Raw genomic sequence first — 14,733 nt, forward strand, 5'->3', positions numbered from 1 at the left:
CTCGCCGAATCGCCTTCGGTACCGTCGGAAGCATGTGCCGACTTTTTGGCTTGCACGCCGGGACGGATGTCTGCACCGCGACCTTTTGGTTGCTCAACGCCCCGGACAGCCTGGCCGAACAGAGCCGGCGGAACCCCGACGGGACCGGCCTGGGGGTGTTCGACCGCGGGGGCCGGCCGCAGCTGCACAAGGAGCCGATCGCGGCCTGGCACGACACCCAGTTCGCCACCGAGGCACACGAGCTGACCGGCACCACCTTCGTCGCGCACGTCCGCTACGCGACGACCGGGGCACGCGAGGTGCGCAACACCCACCCCTTTCTGCAGGATGGCCGGATCTTCGCCCACAACGGCGTGATCGAGGGGCTGGACGACATCGACGAACGGCTGCGCGAGCTCGGCACCGAGGACCTGGTCCTGGGCGAGACCGACTCCGAGCGGATATTCGCGTTGATCACCGGATCGATCCGCGCCCGCAACGGCGACGAGGCGGCCGGCCTGGTCGACGCCGGCCGCTGGCTGGCGGCAAACGTGCCGATCTACGCGGTCAACGTCTTGCTGAGCACGGCCACCGACATGTGGGCGCTGCGTTACCCGCAGGCCCATGAGCTCTATGTCCTGGACCGGCGACTGGATGGTGCGCCCGATTTCGATATGCACACCAACCGAATTCGCGCGTGGTCCGAGCCGCTGTGTACCCGGTCGTCGGTGGTGTTCGCCACCGAGCGGATGGACGAGGACCCACGCTGGAGCCTGATCGCGCCCGGCGAGCTCGTCCATGTCGACGCCGGGTTGCGCGTCACCACAGAGTTGGTGCTGCCCGACCCGCCGACCCATCAGCTCCGTCGCGAGGATCTCAGCGAGTCGGTTCAGCGCGCGCAGCACACCGGTACGTCCGCGTGACAAGCCGGCGCGCGCTGGTGCTCGCCGGCGGCGGTATAGCCGGAATCGCTTGGGAGACAGGGGTGTTGCGTGGTATCGCCGACGAGTCGCCGGCAGCGGCGCGGGCGCTGCTGGATTCCGATGTGCTGGTGGGCACGTCGGCCGGCGCGGCCGTCGCCGCGCAGATCGGCAGCGGCTGCCCGCTGCAGGTCCTGTACAACCGGCAAGTCGCGGAGTCGTCGGGCGAGATCGATTCCGGTGTCGACGTCGACGACATCACCGAAATCTTTTTGACCGCCCTGGCCGGACCGTACGACGAGGCGCAGGACAAGACCCGGCAGCAGATGCGGCGGATCGGGGCCGTGGCGGTGGCCACCAAGACGGTGCCCGAGGCCGTCCGGCGCGGGGTGATCGCCCAGCGCCTGCCGTCACACGACTGGCCGGACCGGGTGCTGCGGGTCACCGCGATCGACGTCGCCACCGGCGAACTGGTGGTGTTCGAGCGGAACTCCGGCGTCGGGCTCGTCGACGCGGTGGCGGCCAGCTGCGCGGTGCCCGGCGCGTGGCCGCCGGTGACGATAGGGGCCCGGCGCTACATGGACGGCGGGGTGGCCAGCTCGGTCAACCTTGCGGTGGCGAGCGACTGCGACGCGGCGGTGGTGCTGGTGCCGTCCGGCGCCGACGCGCCGGCGGCGTTCGGTGCGGGGCCGGCCGCCGAGATCGCGGCGTTCGCCGGCCCGGCGTTCGCGGTGTTCGCCGACGCCGACTCGCTGACGGCCTTCGGCCCCAATCCACTGGATCCGCGCTGCCGCATCGATTCGGCCGTGGCCGGGCGCGAACAGGGCCGCCGCGAAGCGCACGCCGTGGCGCGGTTTTTGGGCGCCTGAGTCCCGCGGGTCAGCCCTCGAGCGCGGGCCGCTCGGCCTGCTCCGGCTCGGTTTGCAGCGCGTCCAGGGCGGCGTCGGCCAGCGCCCGGCCCGCGGCGATCACTTCCACCGCCCGGTGGAACTCCAGGGCCCGGCACGTCGAACGCGGCACCTCGATCAGCAGGTCGGGCGGGTAGGCCGCCAGCGTGTGGCGCGCCAGCGCGGATTGGGCGATGTCGATGGTGCGGTTCATCACCTCGAAACCGCCCACTTTGGGAACCGCCGGAAGCTCGGCGACGTCGTCGGGACCGATGTCGTCGGCTTCCGTGTCGTCGGACCCGAACCTGCCGAGCACGGCTCGCGCGGTCCGCCGGTCCAGCAGGGACCGCGCCGCCGCGGTGTCCAGCAGCGCCGACGTGCTGCGCACCATGCGGCTCAACCACTCGACGGTGGCCCCCGGTTCCGCGTCGCGGTGGTCGGCCACGCCGCCGGCCTCGCTGCCGCTGAGGCTGACCGCGATGGTCAGGTCGGCGTTCACCGCGGCGATCGGCGCCATGGGCAGCGGGTCGAGGATGCCGCCGTCGGCCAGGAGGCGTCCGTCGAACGCGTGTGGGGCGATCACCCCCGGGATCGCGATGGACGCGCGGATCGCCTCGTCGAGGGGCCCGCGCTGAAACCACACCGACTTGCCCGCCAGCAGGTCGGTGGCGACCGCCGTGTAGGGGATGGGCAGTTCCTCGATGGACACCGGGCCGAGGATGTCGCGCACCGCGTCCAGGATCTTCCCGGCCCGCAGCACGCCCGCCGCGCTGATGGACGGATCCAGCAGCCGCAGGATGGTCCGTTGGGTGAGGGACTTCGCCCAGTCGGCGAACTCGTCGAGGCGCCCGGCCGCATGCAGCCCGCCGACCATCGCGCCCATCGAGGAGCCGGCGATCCCGACGATCTCGTAGCCGCGCGCCCGCAGCGCCTCGATCACGCCGATGTGGGCGTAGCCGCGGGCCCCGCCGCTGCCCAGCGCCAGCGCCACCCGGGTGGGTGATGAGCGACGCGGCATGTGTTCATTCTGCGCGGCCGGGGGCCCCGCCAACCGCCGGGCGGGCACTTTTTGTATGCATGATCACAATTGCGCGCGCGGCCCGCGCTAACCGCATTCGTCATTGGCCGCCGCCCGTGCGGCGGTGATCACGGCGGCCTGCCGGGCGAGCGTCAGGTCCGACCATCGGGCGCTCCAGGTGCCCTCCGTGCCCGATGGCGAAGCCTGGACCATCGCCAGGTACGGCTCGAACAGCGACCCACCGGTCCTGGGCTGGGCCTCCATCCAGACTTTGGCCGCGTGACAGGCCTGGAAATACTCCTCCTCGGTCGAATCCGCGGGGACGTCGACCCTGGTCGTCACCCCGCCCGGGGTGAGCCCGATGGCGCCCGGCGGCGCCGAGGCGGGGCCGCGCGGGATGTCCGAGGGGCGCGCCGACGCGGACGTCGCCGTGCCGCCGGGTGCGCCGTGCGAGCAGCCCGCGACCGCCAGGATGAGCGCGACGGCGACAACCGCGCGCCGCCGCCCGGGGCGATCGCCGCAACAGTGCACCGTCTCAATCTATGCAACACTGGCGGCCGTGATGGAGCGCTTCGGATTTTGCGAGTGTTGTCGGCCGTAACACGCCGCCGCTTGCCGACCCGTTGACCCTGGAGCTCCTCGATGTCCGTTTCCGTTGCCTCCCTGCCCGCAAAGCCCGCGTCGGGGCCCACCCGCCTGCGGGTGCCCGACCTCCTGCACGCCACCGACCAGGCCGCCGACCACCTGCTCAGTGGGCGCTTCGACCACCTGCTGCCCAAGGGCGGGGTGCCGGGGTCAAAACGCTGGTTCACCCGCATCGACGGCGACGACGAACTCGACGTGTGGCTGATCAGCTGGGTTCCCGGTCACGCCACCGAGTTGCACGACCACGGCGGGTCGCTGGGCGCGCTGACCGTGGTTTCCGGGTCGCTCAACGAATTCCGTTGGGACGGGCGCGTTTTGCGGCGGCGCCGGTTGGACGCCGGTGATCAGGCCGGGTTCCCGCTGGGCTGGGTGCACGACGTGGTGTGGGCACCCAGGCCCGTTCCGCAGCCGGCGACGAAAACGGCGCCCGCGGCCGTGCAGCCGACCCTGAGCGTGCACGCCTACTCGCCGCCGCTGACCGCCATGTCGTACTACGAGGTCACCGACCGCAACAGGCTGCGCCGTGCGCGCACCGAACTGACCGACCAACCGGAGGGATCGTGATGAGCCGCATCGACGTTGTCCTGAGATCGGCGCGGCGCCGGTTGCGCCGCCTTCGCGCCACCGAGGTGCCTGAAGCGCTGCGGCGCGGGGCGGTGCTGGTCGACATCCGGCCGCAGGCCCAGCGCTTCCGCGAAGGTGAGCTGCCGGGCGCGCTGGTGATCGAACGCAATGTCCTGGAGTGGCGCTGCGACCCGACCAGCGAAGCCAAACTGCCGCAGGCCGTCGACGACGACGTCGAATGGGTGATCGTCTGCTCGGAGGGCTACACGTCCAGCCTGGCGGCGGCCGCGCTGCTCGACATCGGGCTGCACCGCGCCACGGACGTCATCGGCGGCTACCAGGCGCTGGCCGGATCGGGTGTCCTCGACGAATTGATCGGAACGTCCGCCGGCCCAGGTGTGCCGGCGCGCACGGGCAGCATGGTTCGCTGGCTCTAGCTACCCGGTGGAGGTGGCGTCTGAATGGAGCAGCGGCCGCAGCTTGGCGGTCTTTTCGGCGGTCCAACCGGGGGGCGACAGCACGGCGGCCCAGCCGTCGGCCGCATCGGCGACATAGTGGTGACCATGTCCGGCCGGCACGTCGACGGCCACCGCCATGTCCGCGGTTACCTGAAGGAACGTCACCACCGGGATCCAATAGGTTTCGGGCAGCACGTCGTAGCCCCGCTTCTCGCGCAGCCAGTCCGGCTTGGCGAACAACAGGTCGGGCGACCACCAGGCGATCGGGTCGGAAGCGTGCTGCAGGTACACCACCCGCGGATGGTCCCACGCGGCATTCGGACGCTCCAGATCACTTGCGCGGGAGACGAATCGGACGTTCTTGCCGTCGTTGTAGATCGGCAGCCACTCCGGCGAACCGCTGTCGCGGGTGGAGGTCAGATCCGTCCAGATGGTGTTTTGGAACGTCGGCCCGCTGAACAGCGCGCCGTCGGTGCGCGCGAGCACGTTGTTCAGGCTCATGAACGGCGCCTCGCCGCCGAACGATCCCAGGCTCTCGCCGAACACGACGAGCTTGGGGCGTTGTCCCTCGGGCATCTGGCGGATGAGCCGGTCGACCGCCTCGAACAGCGCCTGGCCGGCGTGGCGGGCGTTCTCCTTGTCCACCAGGAACGACAGCCAGCTCGGCAGGAACGAGTACTGCATGCTCACGATCGCGGTGTTGCCGTTGTACATGTACTCGAGCGCGTCGGCTTCTGCCTCGTTGATCCATCCGGTGCCGGTGGTGGTGCCGACCGCGACGACGGCGCGCTGCAGTCCGCCGGTGCGCTGCAGCTCACGCGCCGCCAGGTCCGCGGTCGCCGTCATGTCTTCGGCGGAGTTCAGCCCGGCGTAGGCCCGAATCGGCTCGGTGGCAGGAGTCCCGTTGAAGGCGGTGAGCTGGGCAACCGTCGGACCGGCTTCGACGAAGATGCGGCCTTGATGGCCCAGCGACTCCCACGACACCAGCGATTGCGGGCCACCGGACCGCAGCGGCGTTTTGGGCGCCGCGGTATCGGGACTCATCTCGTTGTTGGCCGAGGCGAAGGTGTCGTTCATGGTGCGCATGGCGAACTTGAGCACGACGCCGTTGAGCAGGGTGATGGTCAGCACCAGCAGCCCGACGATGACGATGGTCACCGAAAGGCGAAACGGTGCAACGCGATCCAGCTGCTCCACCAGAAATCGGACCAGCCAGCGGAGGAACTGGCCGACTTCGACCAGGGCGAACAGCACGACCAGCGACAGGCCGGCGGCCACCGGGTAGTCGTACCACTTCAGGTGCTGCACGCCCATCAGGTCGCGCACGCGGTCTTGCCAGACGTGGAACCGGATTGCCATCACCACCATGCCGGCCGCGCCGACCGGGATCAGCACCATCCACGCCCAGCGCGGCGCGGGCGGGCTGTAATTCTTGGTGCGCATGAAGCGCACCAGCCAGACGCCGAAGACCCCGAACCCGTAGCCGATGGCGCCGGAGATGCCGCTGACCAGTCCCTGGAACAGCGCGCCGCGCGGCAGCAGCGACGGCGTCATCGAGAACCAGATGAAGACCACGCCGACCGTGGTGCCCATGAAGGTGTAATGGCGTACCCACCAAGGCTTCTCGCGTGAGCGTGATCCTCGAGGCCGGCCGGTTTCCGGTGTGGCTGCCGGCTTGGCTTCGCGGCCGGCTTCGTCCTCGGGGGCGGTCGTCGCGGGACTCGGCTCGCTCATTGAAGCGTCCTATCGGTGGGTGAAGTTGGGTGGCCGCTTCTCGATGAATGCCGCCATGCCCTCTGACTGGTCCTCGGTCGCGAACGTCGAATGGAACAGCCTGCGTTCGTAGAGCAGCCCTTCGGACAGGGTGGACTCGAAGGCGCGGTTGACGGCTTCCTTGGCCATGCGCGAAGCCGACCGCGCCATCTGCGAGATCGTGGTGGCGACGGCCTTGGCCTCGGTGAGCAGGTCGTCGGCCGGCACGACCCGCGAAACCAGGCCGCTGCGTTCGGCTTCCGCGGCGTCGATGGTGCGCCCGGTCAGGATGAGGTCCATGGCCTTGGCCTTGCCGATGGCGCGGGTGAGCCGCTGCGAACCGCCCATCCCGGGCAGCACACCGAGTTTGATCTCCGGCTGGCCGAACTTCGCGGTGTCGGCCGCGATCAGCAGGTCGCACATCATCGCGAGCTCGCAGCCGCCGCCCAGCGCGTGACCCGCCACCGCGGCGATCGTGGGCGTGCGGACGGCGGCGAGTTTGCCCCAGGCGGCGAAGAAGTCGGCGTCGAACGCGTCGGCGAACGTCAGGGCCGCCATCTCCTTGATGTCGGCGCCCGCCGCGAACGCCTTGGCCGAACCGGTGATGATGATCGCCCCGATGTCCGGATCGTTGTCCAGTTCGGTTGCCGCGCCGGTGACTTCGCGCATCACCTGGCTGTTGAGCGCGTTGAGCGCCTGCGGCCGGTTCAGCGTGATAATCCCGACCCGCTGGTCGCGCTCGACGATGATGGTCTCGTAATTATCGGTCACCCCAACCGCCTTTCTAGAAACTCAGGTCGTCGTCGACCGGCGCGAAATACGCCTCGACGTCGGCCTCGGTGATTTCGGCCAGCGTGGCCGGCGACCACTTCGGATTGCGATCTTTGTCGATGATCTGCGCGCGGATGCCCTCCACGAAGTCGTGCGCACGCGACGCCGCCGACGACATCCGATAGTCCTGGGTCAGAACGTCTTCCAGCGTTTCCATCTTGGCCGCGCGGCGCAGGCCCTCGAAAGCCACCGACACCGCGATGGGGGAGCGGGTCGCGATCACGTTAGCGGCGTCATTGGCCGGTCCCGCGTCATGCCCCCGAAGCGCGGCGATGATATCCACCACGCTATCCCTCGCATAGCACTCGTCGATCCACTCCCGTTGTGCGACAAGCTCACTCGGCGGAGGCTCAATCGCGTACCGGGACAGCGCGCTTTCGACACCGTCGGCGACGGTCGCCCGGGTGAACGCGTCGAGTTCGCTGTGCGGCACGTAGTGGTCGGCGAAACCCAGCGCGATGGCATCGGCGCCGGTGAACGGCGTCCCGGTCAGCGCGGCGTGCATACCCAGGGCGCCGGGCGCCCGCGACAGCAAGTACATCTGGCCGACGTCGGGGATGAAGCCGATGCCGACCTCGGGCATGGCGACCTTCGAGGTTTCGGTCACCACCCGCACCTTCCCGTGTGCGCTGACGCCGACGCCGCCGCCCATCACGATGCCATCCATCAGCGCCACGTACGGCTTGGCGAACCTGCCGATCTGCCCGTTGAGCAGATACTCGTCCCGCCAGAATCGGCGCGCCTCGGCCCCGTCCGTGCGCATGCTGTGGTAGAGCGGCACCAAGTCGCCGCCCGCACACAGGCCGCGCTCCCCGGCGCCCGCCAGCACCACCGCGCGCACCGCGTCGTCGGCTTCCCAGCGGGTGAGCACGGCGGTCAACGCGTCCACCATGTTCCGGTTCAGCGAGTTGATGGCCTTGGGGCGGTTGAGCGTGACCAGCCCGACACCGCTTTCGACGCGGGTCAGGACATCATCGGATTCCTCAGCTTCCTCACTCAATGCGCCAGCCTCCCAGTCGCCGCCCGGTCTCGACCAGCAATCTAGATCGTCACGACTCGAGCAATGCCCGCGGGTAAGGTTTATGTTTGACCGGACGACAACCACCGCAGAGTTCGTTACGAGGCCGGAAAGAGCCGACAAAAGCCTGGAAACCCTCAGAAAACAGCAGGTCCGCCGGGAACCCGGACGGCCCGCTGGTCGTTGAGCAGTTGTTCGCACAGCTCGAACCCACAGTCCCATAGAGAGGATCCGACGGTGCGGGAGACAAGTAACCCGGTATTTCGCTCGCTGCCCAAGCAGCGGGGCGGATACGCGCAATTCGGCACTGGAGCGGCCCCAGGCTACTACCAGACCGACCCCTACATGGCTCCCTATCAGGAGACCAAAGCTTCCCGTCCGCTGACCATCGACGACGTGGTCACCAAGACCGGCATGACGCTGGCCGTGCTGACCGCCGCGGCCGTCGTGTCCTACTTCCTGGTGGCCTCTAACCTCGCGCTGGCGATGCCGCTGACCCTCATCGGCGCGCTCGGCGGCCTGGGTCTGGTGCTCATCGCGACCTTCGGCCGCAAGCAGGACAGCCCCGCGATCGTGCTCAGCTATGCCGTGCTCGAGGGCCTGTTCCTCGGCGCGATCTCCTTCGTCTTCGCCAACTTCCAGGTCTCGAGCGCCAATGCGGGCGCGCTGATCGGCGAGGCCGTGCTGGGCACCTTCGGCGTGTTCTTCGGGATGCTCGTCGTCTACAAGACCGGCGCCATCCGCGTCACGCCCAAGTTCACTCGCATGGTGGTCGCCGCCCTGTTCGGTGTGCTGGCCCTGATGCTCGGCAACTTCGTGCTGGCGATGTTCCACGTCAACGGCGGCACCGGCCTGGGCCTGCGCAGCGGCGGAACGGTCGCGATCATCTTCTCGCTGGTGTGCATCGCCATCGCCGCGTTCAGCTTCCTGATCGACTTCGACGCGGCCGACCAGATGGTGCGGGCGGGGGCGCCGGAGAAGGCGGCCTGGGGCATCGCGCTGGGCCTGACCGTGACGCTGGTCTGGCTGTACCTCGAGATCCTGCGTCTGCTCAGCTACCTACAGAACGATTAGCTCGCTCGACGAAAAAGGGCCGGCACCGCGGTGCCGGCCCTTTTTCGTGCGTCGCGCCGCTTGGGCGCCGAGCAGACACAAAAGCCCCTCCCCGACGGCGTGTCGCGGGGCTTTTGCGACTGCTCGCGGTGATCTCGGCCGCGGTCAGCTCAGCCGCTCGATCACCATCGCCATGCCCTGGCCGCCGCCGACGCACATGGTCTCCAGGCCAAGGGTCTTGTCGTGCGTCTGCAGGTTGTTGAGCAGCGTGGTGGCGATGCGCGCGCCGGTCATGCCGAAGGGGTGCCCCAGCGCGATCGCCCCGCCCGACACGTTCAGCTTGTCCTCGTCCATGCCGAGCTCGCGCGAGGAGCCCAGCACCTGCACCGCGAACGCCTCGTTGATCTCGTACAGGTCGATGTCGCCGATCGACATGCCGGCCCGGGCCAGCGCCTTCTTGGACGCCTCGATCGGGCCCAGCCCCATGATTTCCGGCGAGAGGCCGCTGACTCCGGTGGACACGATGCGGGCCAGCGGCGTCAGGCCGAGCTCTTTGGCCTTGGTGTCGCTGGTGATCACCAGCGCGGCCGCGCCGTCGTTGAGGGGGCAGGCGTTGCCCGCGGTGACGGTGCCGTTGGGCCGGAACACCGGCTTGAGCTCGGCGACCTTCTCGTAGGTGGTGCCGGCGCGGGGGCCGTCGTCGGTGCTGACGGTGGTGCCGTCAGGCAGGGTCACCGGGGTGATCTCGCGCTCGAAGAACCCGCTCTTGATCGCCTCCTCGGCCCGGTTCTGGCTGCGCACCCCCCAGCGGTCCTGGTCCTCGCGGCTGATGCCGGTCATGATGGCGACGTTCTCGGCGGTCTGGCCCATCGCGATGTACACGTCGGGCAGGTTCCCGTCCGCGCGGGGATCGTGCCACTCGTCGCCGCCCGCGGCGGCCGCCGCCGAACGCTCCTGAGCCTCGTCGAACAGCGGGTTCTTGGTGTCGGGCCACGAGTCGGAGTTGCCCTTGCCGAACCGCGAGACGGTCTCGACGCCCGCGGAGATGAAGGCGTCGCCCTCGCCCGCCTTGATCGCGTGGAACGCCATCCGCGTGGTCTGCAGTGACGACGAGCAGTACCGGTTGACGGTGGTGCCGGGCAGGAAGTCATAGCCGAGTTCGACGGCGACGACGCGGGCCATGTTGAAGCCCGACTCGCCGCCCGGCAGGCCACAACCCAGGATCAGGTCGTCGATCTGGTGGGGGTTCAGTGCGGGGACCTTGTCGAGCGCGGCCCGAACCATCTGGGTGGCAAGGTCATCGGGTCGCATGCTGACCAGCGACCCCTTCATGGCCCGGCCGATCGGCGAGCGGACGGCTGAGACGATGACGGCTTCGGGCATGGCTGTTCCTTCCGGCGGCTGCGGATCGCTCCATGTGCGGGTGTGCGTTCACCCGACGGGCCAGACCAAATCTAGTCGGTGGCCACCGGCTCCGACGCAGACGGGGCGGCCAAGCCCGATACCGGCCGCCGCCACAGCCGCGACATCACGCTCAGCCGGGTGTGGGCCGCGCCGAGCACCGGCGCGGCCCCCGGGGCCAGAACGTCGGGCGTCAAGTCCTCCGCTTCGACGCCCAGGGCGTCGCACACCGCGAGCAGCAGCGCCTCGGCGGCCAGCGCGTAAGCGGTTGGGGAGGGGTGGAACCCGTCGGCGGAGAACATCAGCTCGCGCTGGGTCCGGAATTGGCTCGCGAGCAGCTGCGCCATCGGCACCGGCACGCCGCCGGCGCCGCGGACGGCCGCCGTCTGGGCGCGGGCGAGCTGCGATGTGCGCGCGTGAGCCAGCGAGCGAAGCGGTTGGGGGATGGCGCTGACGACGCCCAGGTCCGGGCAGGTGCCCACGATGACGACCGCGCCGCGGGAGCGCAACTTGCGGACGGTCAGCGCCAGCCGCTGCGCCGACTGGCTGATGCCGTTGAGCGCCGTGACGTCGTTGGCCCCCAGCATCATCACGGCCACGTCCGGCGGCGGCCCGGCCACGAACATCGCGTCGACCTGACCGGCGACACCCTTGGACGTCGCGCCGACGATGGCCTTGGTGCTCAGCCGCACGGGCTTGCCGGTCCGTTCGGCGAGTCCGCGGGCGATCAGCACCCCGGGCACTTCCTCGGGGCTGGTGCAGCCGTACCCGGTGGCCGTGGAGTCGCCGAAGATCATCAGGTGGACGTCGACGGGCATGCCGCGCCGCCAGCGCTGCACGGGCCCGCCACCGGTGCTGTACACGCCGTCCGCCCGCGGCGGGATGTCCCAGGCCTTGGGGATGACGGTGCGCGTGTGCGCCGCCTGGCCGACGAGCAGGTTGCGTGCGCCCAGATAGGCGGTACCCGTCGAGGCGAGCGCACCGGCTGTGGCCAGGGCGATCGTCGAACGGCGCGGCACCCGGATGGTCACGAAATCAAGTTTAGATCCGCTCCGGGGTTTGCGCGGGCGGCTTATGAACAATGCGGTCACGTTGTGAATCAAATGTGGTATCGAATCAGATTCTTCAAACGTTCTACCCGGTAACGCCTGTCAAGCTACTTTTTAGGGGTTGGCTGAACGCCCTGGGGAGCCGTGCTGAACCAGACGGTTAGCTGCCTCGTCACATGCTGTATCGCACTACAACGGCGTAGGAAGTGTTGAGCATGACCGCACCCAGCAAGGTATCCGGTTCGCCCCGGAATGCCGTTCGGCCACACGAGGTCCTGAAGCGACGTAGAGTTGAGGCACGCAGATTTGCCATCAGCGACGGCGCGCCGGTCGAGGTACTCGAGTCCGGGCCCAGCGTTGCTGCGCGGGTGGCTAACCTCGCCTCCCGCCTGACCATCCGACCCGTTCTGGCCGTCGGCAGCCACGCCCCCAACTGGCCCTGGCCGTGGGGGCTGATCGACGTCGCGGCCCGCGTCCTGCTCCCGGTGTCCGCGACCGTCCGCGAGACCGTGAACTTGCCCAATGCTTCGGCGCAGCTCGTGCGCGCGCCCGGGGTGCTGCCCGCCGACGGCACCCGCCGGGTCGTGGTGTACCTGCACGGCGGCGCGTTTTTGACCTGTGGAGCAAACTCCCACGGCCGCCTTGTGGAGGCCCTGTCGGAGTTTGCTGACTCGCCCGTACTGGTGGTGAACTACCGGCTGTTGCCCAAGCATTCGGTGGGCATGGCGCTCAACGACTGCCACGACGCCTACCGGTGGTTGCGCGAGCGCGGCTACCCGCCGGACCAGATCGTGCTGGCCGGTGACTCCGCGGGCGGGTACCTCGCGCTGGCCCTGGCGCAGCGTCTGCAGGAAGAGGGCGAGGAGCCCGCGGCGCTGGTGGCGATCTCGCCACTGCTGCAGCTAGCAAAGGAATGCAAGCAGGCCCATCCCAACATCAATCGCGACGCGATGTTTCCTGCCAACGCGTTCGGCGCGCTCGTCGAGTTGGTTGCTAGCGCCGCCCGGAAGAACATCGTCGACGGCAAACCCGAAGAGATCTACGAGCCGCTGGAGCACATCAAGCCGGGCCTGCCCCGGACGCTGATCCACGTTTCCGGGTCCGAGGTGCTGCTGCACGACGCGCAGTTGGCGGCCACCCGGCTGGCGGCGGTCGGCGTGCCTGCCGAGGTGCGGGTCTGGCCCGGCCAGGTGCACGACTTCCAGCTGGCCGCGCCGCTGGTTCCCGAGGCGATCCGGTCGCTGCGCCAGATCGGCGAATACATCCGCGAAGCCACCGGCTAGCGCGACGACGGCGAGTGCCGGCACGGCGCGAGTAAGGAGTCGCGCCATCGGACCCAGCGCGACGACGGCGAGTGCCGGCACGGCGCGAGTAACGCGAGTAAGGAGTCGCGCCATCGGACCCAGCGAGTGTGCGCCGCCCGAATCCGCCTGACACGATGAACGCATGCGGATCGCGCAGCACATCAGTGACCTCATCGGTGGAACGCCGCTGGTTCGGCTGAACTCCGTCGTCCCCGACGGCGCCGGCACCGTGGCGGCCAAGGTCGAATACCTCAACCCCGGGGGCAGCTCGAAGGACCGGATCGCGGTGAAGATGATCGACGCCGCCGAGGCCAGCGGGCAGCTCAAGCCGGGCGGCACCATCGTCGAACCGACCTCGGGCAACACCGGCGTCGGCCTGGCGCTGGTCGCCCAGCACCGCGGCTACAAGTGCGTGTTCGTCTGCCCCGACAAGGTCAGCGAGGACAAGCGCAACGTGCTGCTCGCCTACGGCGCGGAGGTCGTGGTGTGCCCGACGGCGGTGCCGCCCGACCACCCGGACAGCTACTACAGCGTCTCCGACCGGCTCGTCACCGAGATCGACGGCGCCTGGAAGCCCGACCAGTACGCCAACCCGGAGGGCCCGGCCAGCCACTACGCCACCACCGGGCCGGAGATCTGGGCCGACACCGACGGCAAGGTGACACATTTCGTGGCCGGCATCGGCACCGGCGGCACGATCACCGGAGCCGGCCGCTACCTCAAGGAGGTGTCCGGCGGCCGGGTGCGCATCATCGGCGCCGACCCCGAAGGCTCGGTGTACTCCGGCGGCACCGGTCGGCCTTACCTGGTCGAGGGCGTCGGCGAAGACTTCTGGCCGAAGGCCTACGACCGCACCGTGCCCGATCAGATCATCGCGGTCTCGGACTCCGACTCGTTCAACATGACGCGGCGGCTGGCCCGCGAGGAGGCGATGCTCGTCGGCGGGTCATGCGGGATGGCCGTGGTTGCAGCGCTCAGGGTCGCGGAGGAAGCCGGACCCGACGCACTGGTGGTGGTCCTGTTGCCTGACGGCGGGCGCGGCTACCTGTCCAAGATCTTCAACGACGCGTGGATGTCGTCGTACGGGTTTCTGCGCAGCCGACTCGACGGGTCGACCGAGGAGTTCACCGTCGGCGACGTGCTGCGCCGCAAATCGGGTGCACTGCCCGACCTGGTGCACACCCATCCGTCCGAGACGGTGCGCGACGCCATCGGCATCCTGCGCGAGTACGGCGTGTCGCAGATGCCGGTGGTCGGCGCCGAGCCGCCGGTGATGGCCGGCGAGGTGGCCGGCAGCGTGTCCGAGCGCGAGCTGCTGTCGGCCGTCTTCGAGGGACGGGCGAAGCTGGCCGACGCCGTCTCGCAGCACATGAGCCCGCCGTTGCCGATGATCGGCGCCGGCGAGTTGGTCGGCGCGGCCGGCAAGGCGTTGCGCGACTGGGACGCGCTGATGGTGGTGGAGGAGGGGAAACCGGTCGGGGTCATCACCCGGTACGACCTGTTGGGCTTCCTGTCGGAGGGGCCGCGGGCAGCGTCGGGTCGGCGTTAGCCGGGCGCGGGTCGCGGGCGTGCAAATCTCGCCTTAAACCTCTTCGCGGGCGCGGCCCTCAGGTACTGTAATGCGGCCTGGTTCAGCTAACTCAGTGGAGGGTTGCCCATGACCGATCAACCGTCGTCCGGCGAGTCTTACCAGCCACCCCCCGGGCCCGGCGGCCCGCCACCCGCGCCACCGGGCGGGGGGTCCTACCCGCCGCCGCCCCCGTCGTTCGGCGGCTACGCGCCGCCAGGTGCCAGATGAACAGGCCGTACGACCAGCGCCCCAGCGTCACCATCGTCATGCTCCCCAGCACCCGG

The 14,733-nt window shown here is 69.5% G+C and carries 14 protein-coding genes and 1 pseudogene; 7 read left to right on the forward strand and 8 right to left on the reverse strand.

Annotated features, from left to right (window positions below; translation table 11 throughout):
- Positions 1-32: 32 nt before the first annotated feature.
- Positions 33-902: a class II glutamine amidotransferase gene (locus A5705_RS21485; RefSeq protein ID WP_068279872.1), complete on the forward strand. Its 870-nt coding sequence runs from the start codon at positions 33-35 to the stop codon at positions 900-902.
- A complete protein-coding gene (locus tag A5705_RS21490) occupies positions 899-1,768 on the forward strand; it encodes a patatin-like phospholipase family protein (RefSeq protein ID WP_068279877.1) in 870 nt (289 codons plus the stop codon). Before A5705_RS21485 ends, A5705_RS21490 begins: the two co-directional genes overlap by 4 nt.
- 10 nt (positions 1,769-1,778) lie before the next feature.
- On the opposite strand, the gene A5705_RS21495 is transcribed toward A5705_RS21490, so the two are convergent.
- Both A5705_RS21495 and A5705_RS21500 read right to left on the reverse strand, forming a co-directional pair.
- A complete protein-coding gene (locus tag A5705_RS21495; protein WP_156763183.1) occupies positions 1,779-2,804 on the reverse strand; it encodes a patatin-like phospholipase family protein in 1,026 nt (341 codons plus the stop codon).
- Positions 2,805-2,891: 87 nt separating this feature from the next.
- Positions 2,892-3,335, reverse strand: coding sequence for a lipoprotein LpqV (locus tag A5705_RS21500; protein ID WP_067876974.1), 444 nt, complete (start codon positions 3,333-3,335; stop codon positions 2,892-2,894).
- A gap of 111 nt (positions 3,336-3,446) precedes the next feature.
- Between A5705_RS21500 and A5705_RS21505 the strand changes: the two genes are divergently transcribed.
- Together A5705_RS21505 and A5705_RS21510 are read left to right on the forward strand one after the other, a co-directional pair.
- Positions 3,447-4,013 (forward strand): cysteine dioxygenase family protein, encoded by a 567-nt coding sequence (locus tag A5705_RS21505; RefSeq protein ID WP_068279883.1) that lies wholly within the window; start codon positions 3,447-3,449, stop codon positions 4,011-4,013.
- The gene (locus tag A5705_RS21510; RefSeq protein WP_067876970.1) at positions 4,013-4,450 is read left to right on the forward strand and encodes a rhodanese-like domain-containing protein; all 438 of its coding nucleotides are present in this window, start codon (positions 4,013-4,015) and stop codon (positions 4,448-4,450) included. Before A5705_RS21505 ends, A5705_RS21510 begins: the two co-directional genes overlap by 1 nt.
- Here A5705_RS21510 and A5705_RS21515 read toward each other — a convergent pair whose 3' ends face one another.
- The 3 genes from A5705_RS21515 to A5705_RS21525 are packed head-to-tail and all read right to left on the reverse strand — an operon-like array spanning position 4,451 to position 8,054.
- The gene (locus A5705_RS21515; RefSeq protein ID WP_067876967.1) at positions 4,451-6,205 is read right to left on the reverse strand and encodes an alpha/beta-hydrolase family protein; all 1,755 of its coding nucleotides are present in this window, start codon (positions 6,203-6,205) and stop codon (positions 4,451-4,453) included.
- A 9-nt stretch (positions 6,206-6,214) separates the two neighbouring features.
- A complete protein-coding gene (locus tag A5705_RS21520) occupies positions 6,215-6,994 on the reverse strand; it encodes an enoyl-CoA hydratase (RefSeq protein ID WP_068279887.1) in 780 nt (259 codons plus the stop codon).
- 13 nt (positions 6,995-7,007) lie between these two features.
- Positions 7,008-8,054: an enoyl-CoA hydratase/isomerase family protein gene (locus tag A5705_RS21525; protein WP_068279890.1), complete on the reverse strand. Its 1,047-nt coding sequence runs from the start codon at positions 8,052-8,054 to the stop codon at positions 7,008-7,010.
- A gap of 255 nt (positions 8,055-8,309) precedes the next feature.
- Here A5705_RS21525 and A5705_RS21530 point away from each other — a divergent pair, with 255 nt between their 5' ends.
- Complete coding sequence (locus A5705_RS21530) at positions 8,310-9,146, forward strand: Bax inhibitor-1/YccA family protein (protein ID WP_067876959.1); 837 nt, start codon at positions 8,310-8,312, stop codon at positions 9,144-9,146.
- Between the two features lie 144 nt (positions 9,147-9,290).
- Here the strand turns inward: A5705_RS21530 and A5705_RS21535 are convergent, their stop codons facing one another.
- Together A5705_RS21535 and A5705_RS21540 are read right to left on the reverse strand one after the other, a co-directional pair.
- Complete coding sequence (locus A5705_RS21535) at positions 9,291-10,508, reverse strand: acetyl-CoA C-acetyltransferase (RefSeq protein WP_068279893.1); 1,218 nt, start codon at positions 10,506-10,508, stop codon at positions 9,291-9,293.
- 71 nt (positions 10,509-10,579) lie between these two features.
- A complete protein-coding gene (locus A5705_RS21540; RefSeq protein WP_156763184.1) occupies positions 10,580-11,545 on the reverse strand; it encodes an SGNH/GDSL hydrolase family protein in 966 nt (321 codons plus the stop codon).
- A 245-nt stretch (positions 11,546-11,790) separates the two neighbouring features.
- Between A5705_RS21540 and A5705_RS21545 the strand changes: the two genes are divergently transcribed.
- Positions 11,791-12,858, forward strand: a complete 1,068-nt coding sequence (locus A5705_RS21545) for an alpha/beta hydrolase (RefSeq protein WP_068279898.1) — start codon at positions 11,791-11,793, stop codon at positions 12,856-12,858.
- A 163-nt stretch (positions 12,859-13,021) separates the two neighbouring features.
- The gene (locus A5705_RS21550; RefSeq protein WP_067876952.1) at positions 13,022-14,428 is read left to right on the forward strand and encodes a cystathionine beta-synthase; all 1,407 of its coding nucleotides are present in this window, start codon (positions 13,022-13,024) and stop codon (positions 14,426-14,428) included.
- Between the two features lie 229 nt (positions 14,429-14,657).
- Here A5705_RS21550 and A5705_RS28730 read toward each other — a convergent pair.
- Positions 14,658-14,733: pseudogene (locus A5705_RS28730) on the reverse strand (hypothetical protein); the annotation flags it as partial.

The organism is Mycobacterium sp. E787 (assembly GCF_001668725.1).
In the GTDB taxonomy this organism is placed as follows: domain Bacteria; phylum Actinomycetota; class Actinomycetes; order Mycobacteriales; family Mycobacteriaceae; genus Mycobacterium.

What these genes read in the sequence shown, in the direction of transcription:
- A5705_RS21485 (WP_068279872.1), top strand. Translation starts at nt 33, where the DNA reads ATGTGCCGACTTTTTGGCTTGCACGCCGGGACGGATGTCTGCACCGCG.
- A5705_RS21495 (WP_156763183.1), bottom strand. Translation starts at nt 2,804, where the DNA reads ATGCCGCGTCGCTCATCACCCACCCGGGTGGCGCTGGCGCTGGGCAGC.
- A5705_RS21505 (WP_068279883.1), top strand. Translation starts at nt 3,447, where the DNA reads ATGTCCGTTTCCGTTGCCTCCCTGCCCGCAAAGCCCGCGTCGGGGCCC.
- A5705_RS21510 (WP_067876970.1), top strand. Translation starts at nt 4,013, where the DNA reads ATGAGCCGCATCGACGTTGTCCTGAGATCGGCGCGGCGCCGGTTGCGC.
- A5705_RS21515 (WP_067876967.1), bottom strand. Translation starts at nt 6,205, where the DNA reads ATGAGCGAGCCGAGTCCCGCGACGACCGCCCCCGAGGACGAAGCCGGC.
- A5705_RS21535 (WP_068279893.1), bottom strand. Translation starts at nt 10,508, where the DNA reads ATGCCCGAAGCCGTCATCGTCTCAGCCGTCCGCTCGCCGATCGGCCGG.
- A5705_RS21545 (WP_068279898.1), top strand. Translation starts at nt 11,791, where the DNA reads ATGACCGCACCCAGCAAGGTATCCGGTTCGCCCCGGAATGCCGTTCGG.
- A5705_RS21550 (WP_067876952.1), top strand. Translation starts at nt 13,022, where the DNA reads ATGCGGATCGCGCAGCACATCAGTGACCTCATCGGTGGAACGCCGCTG.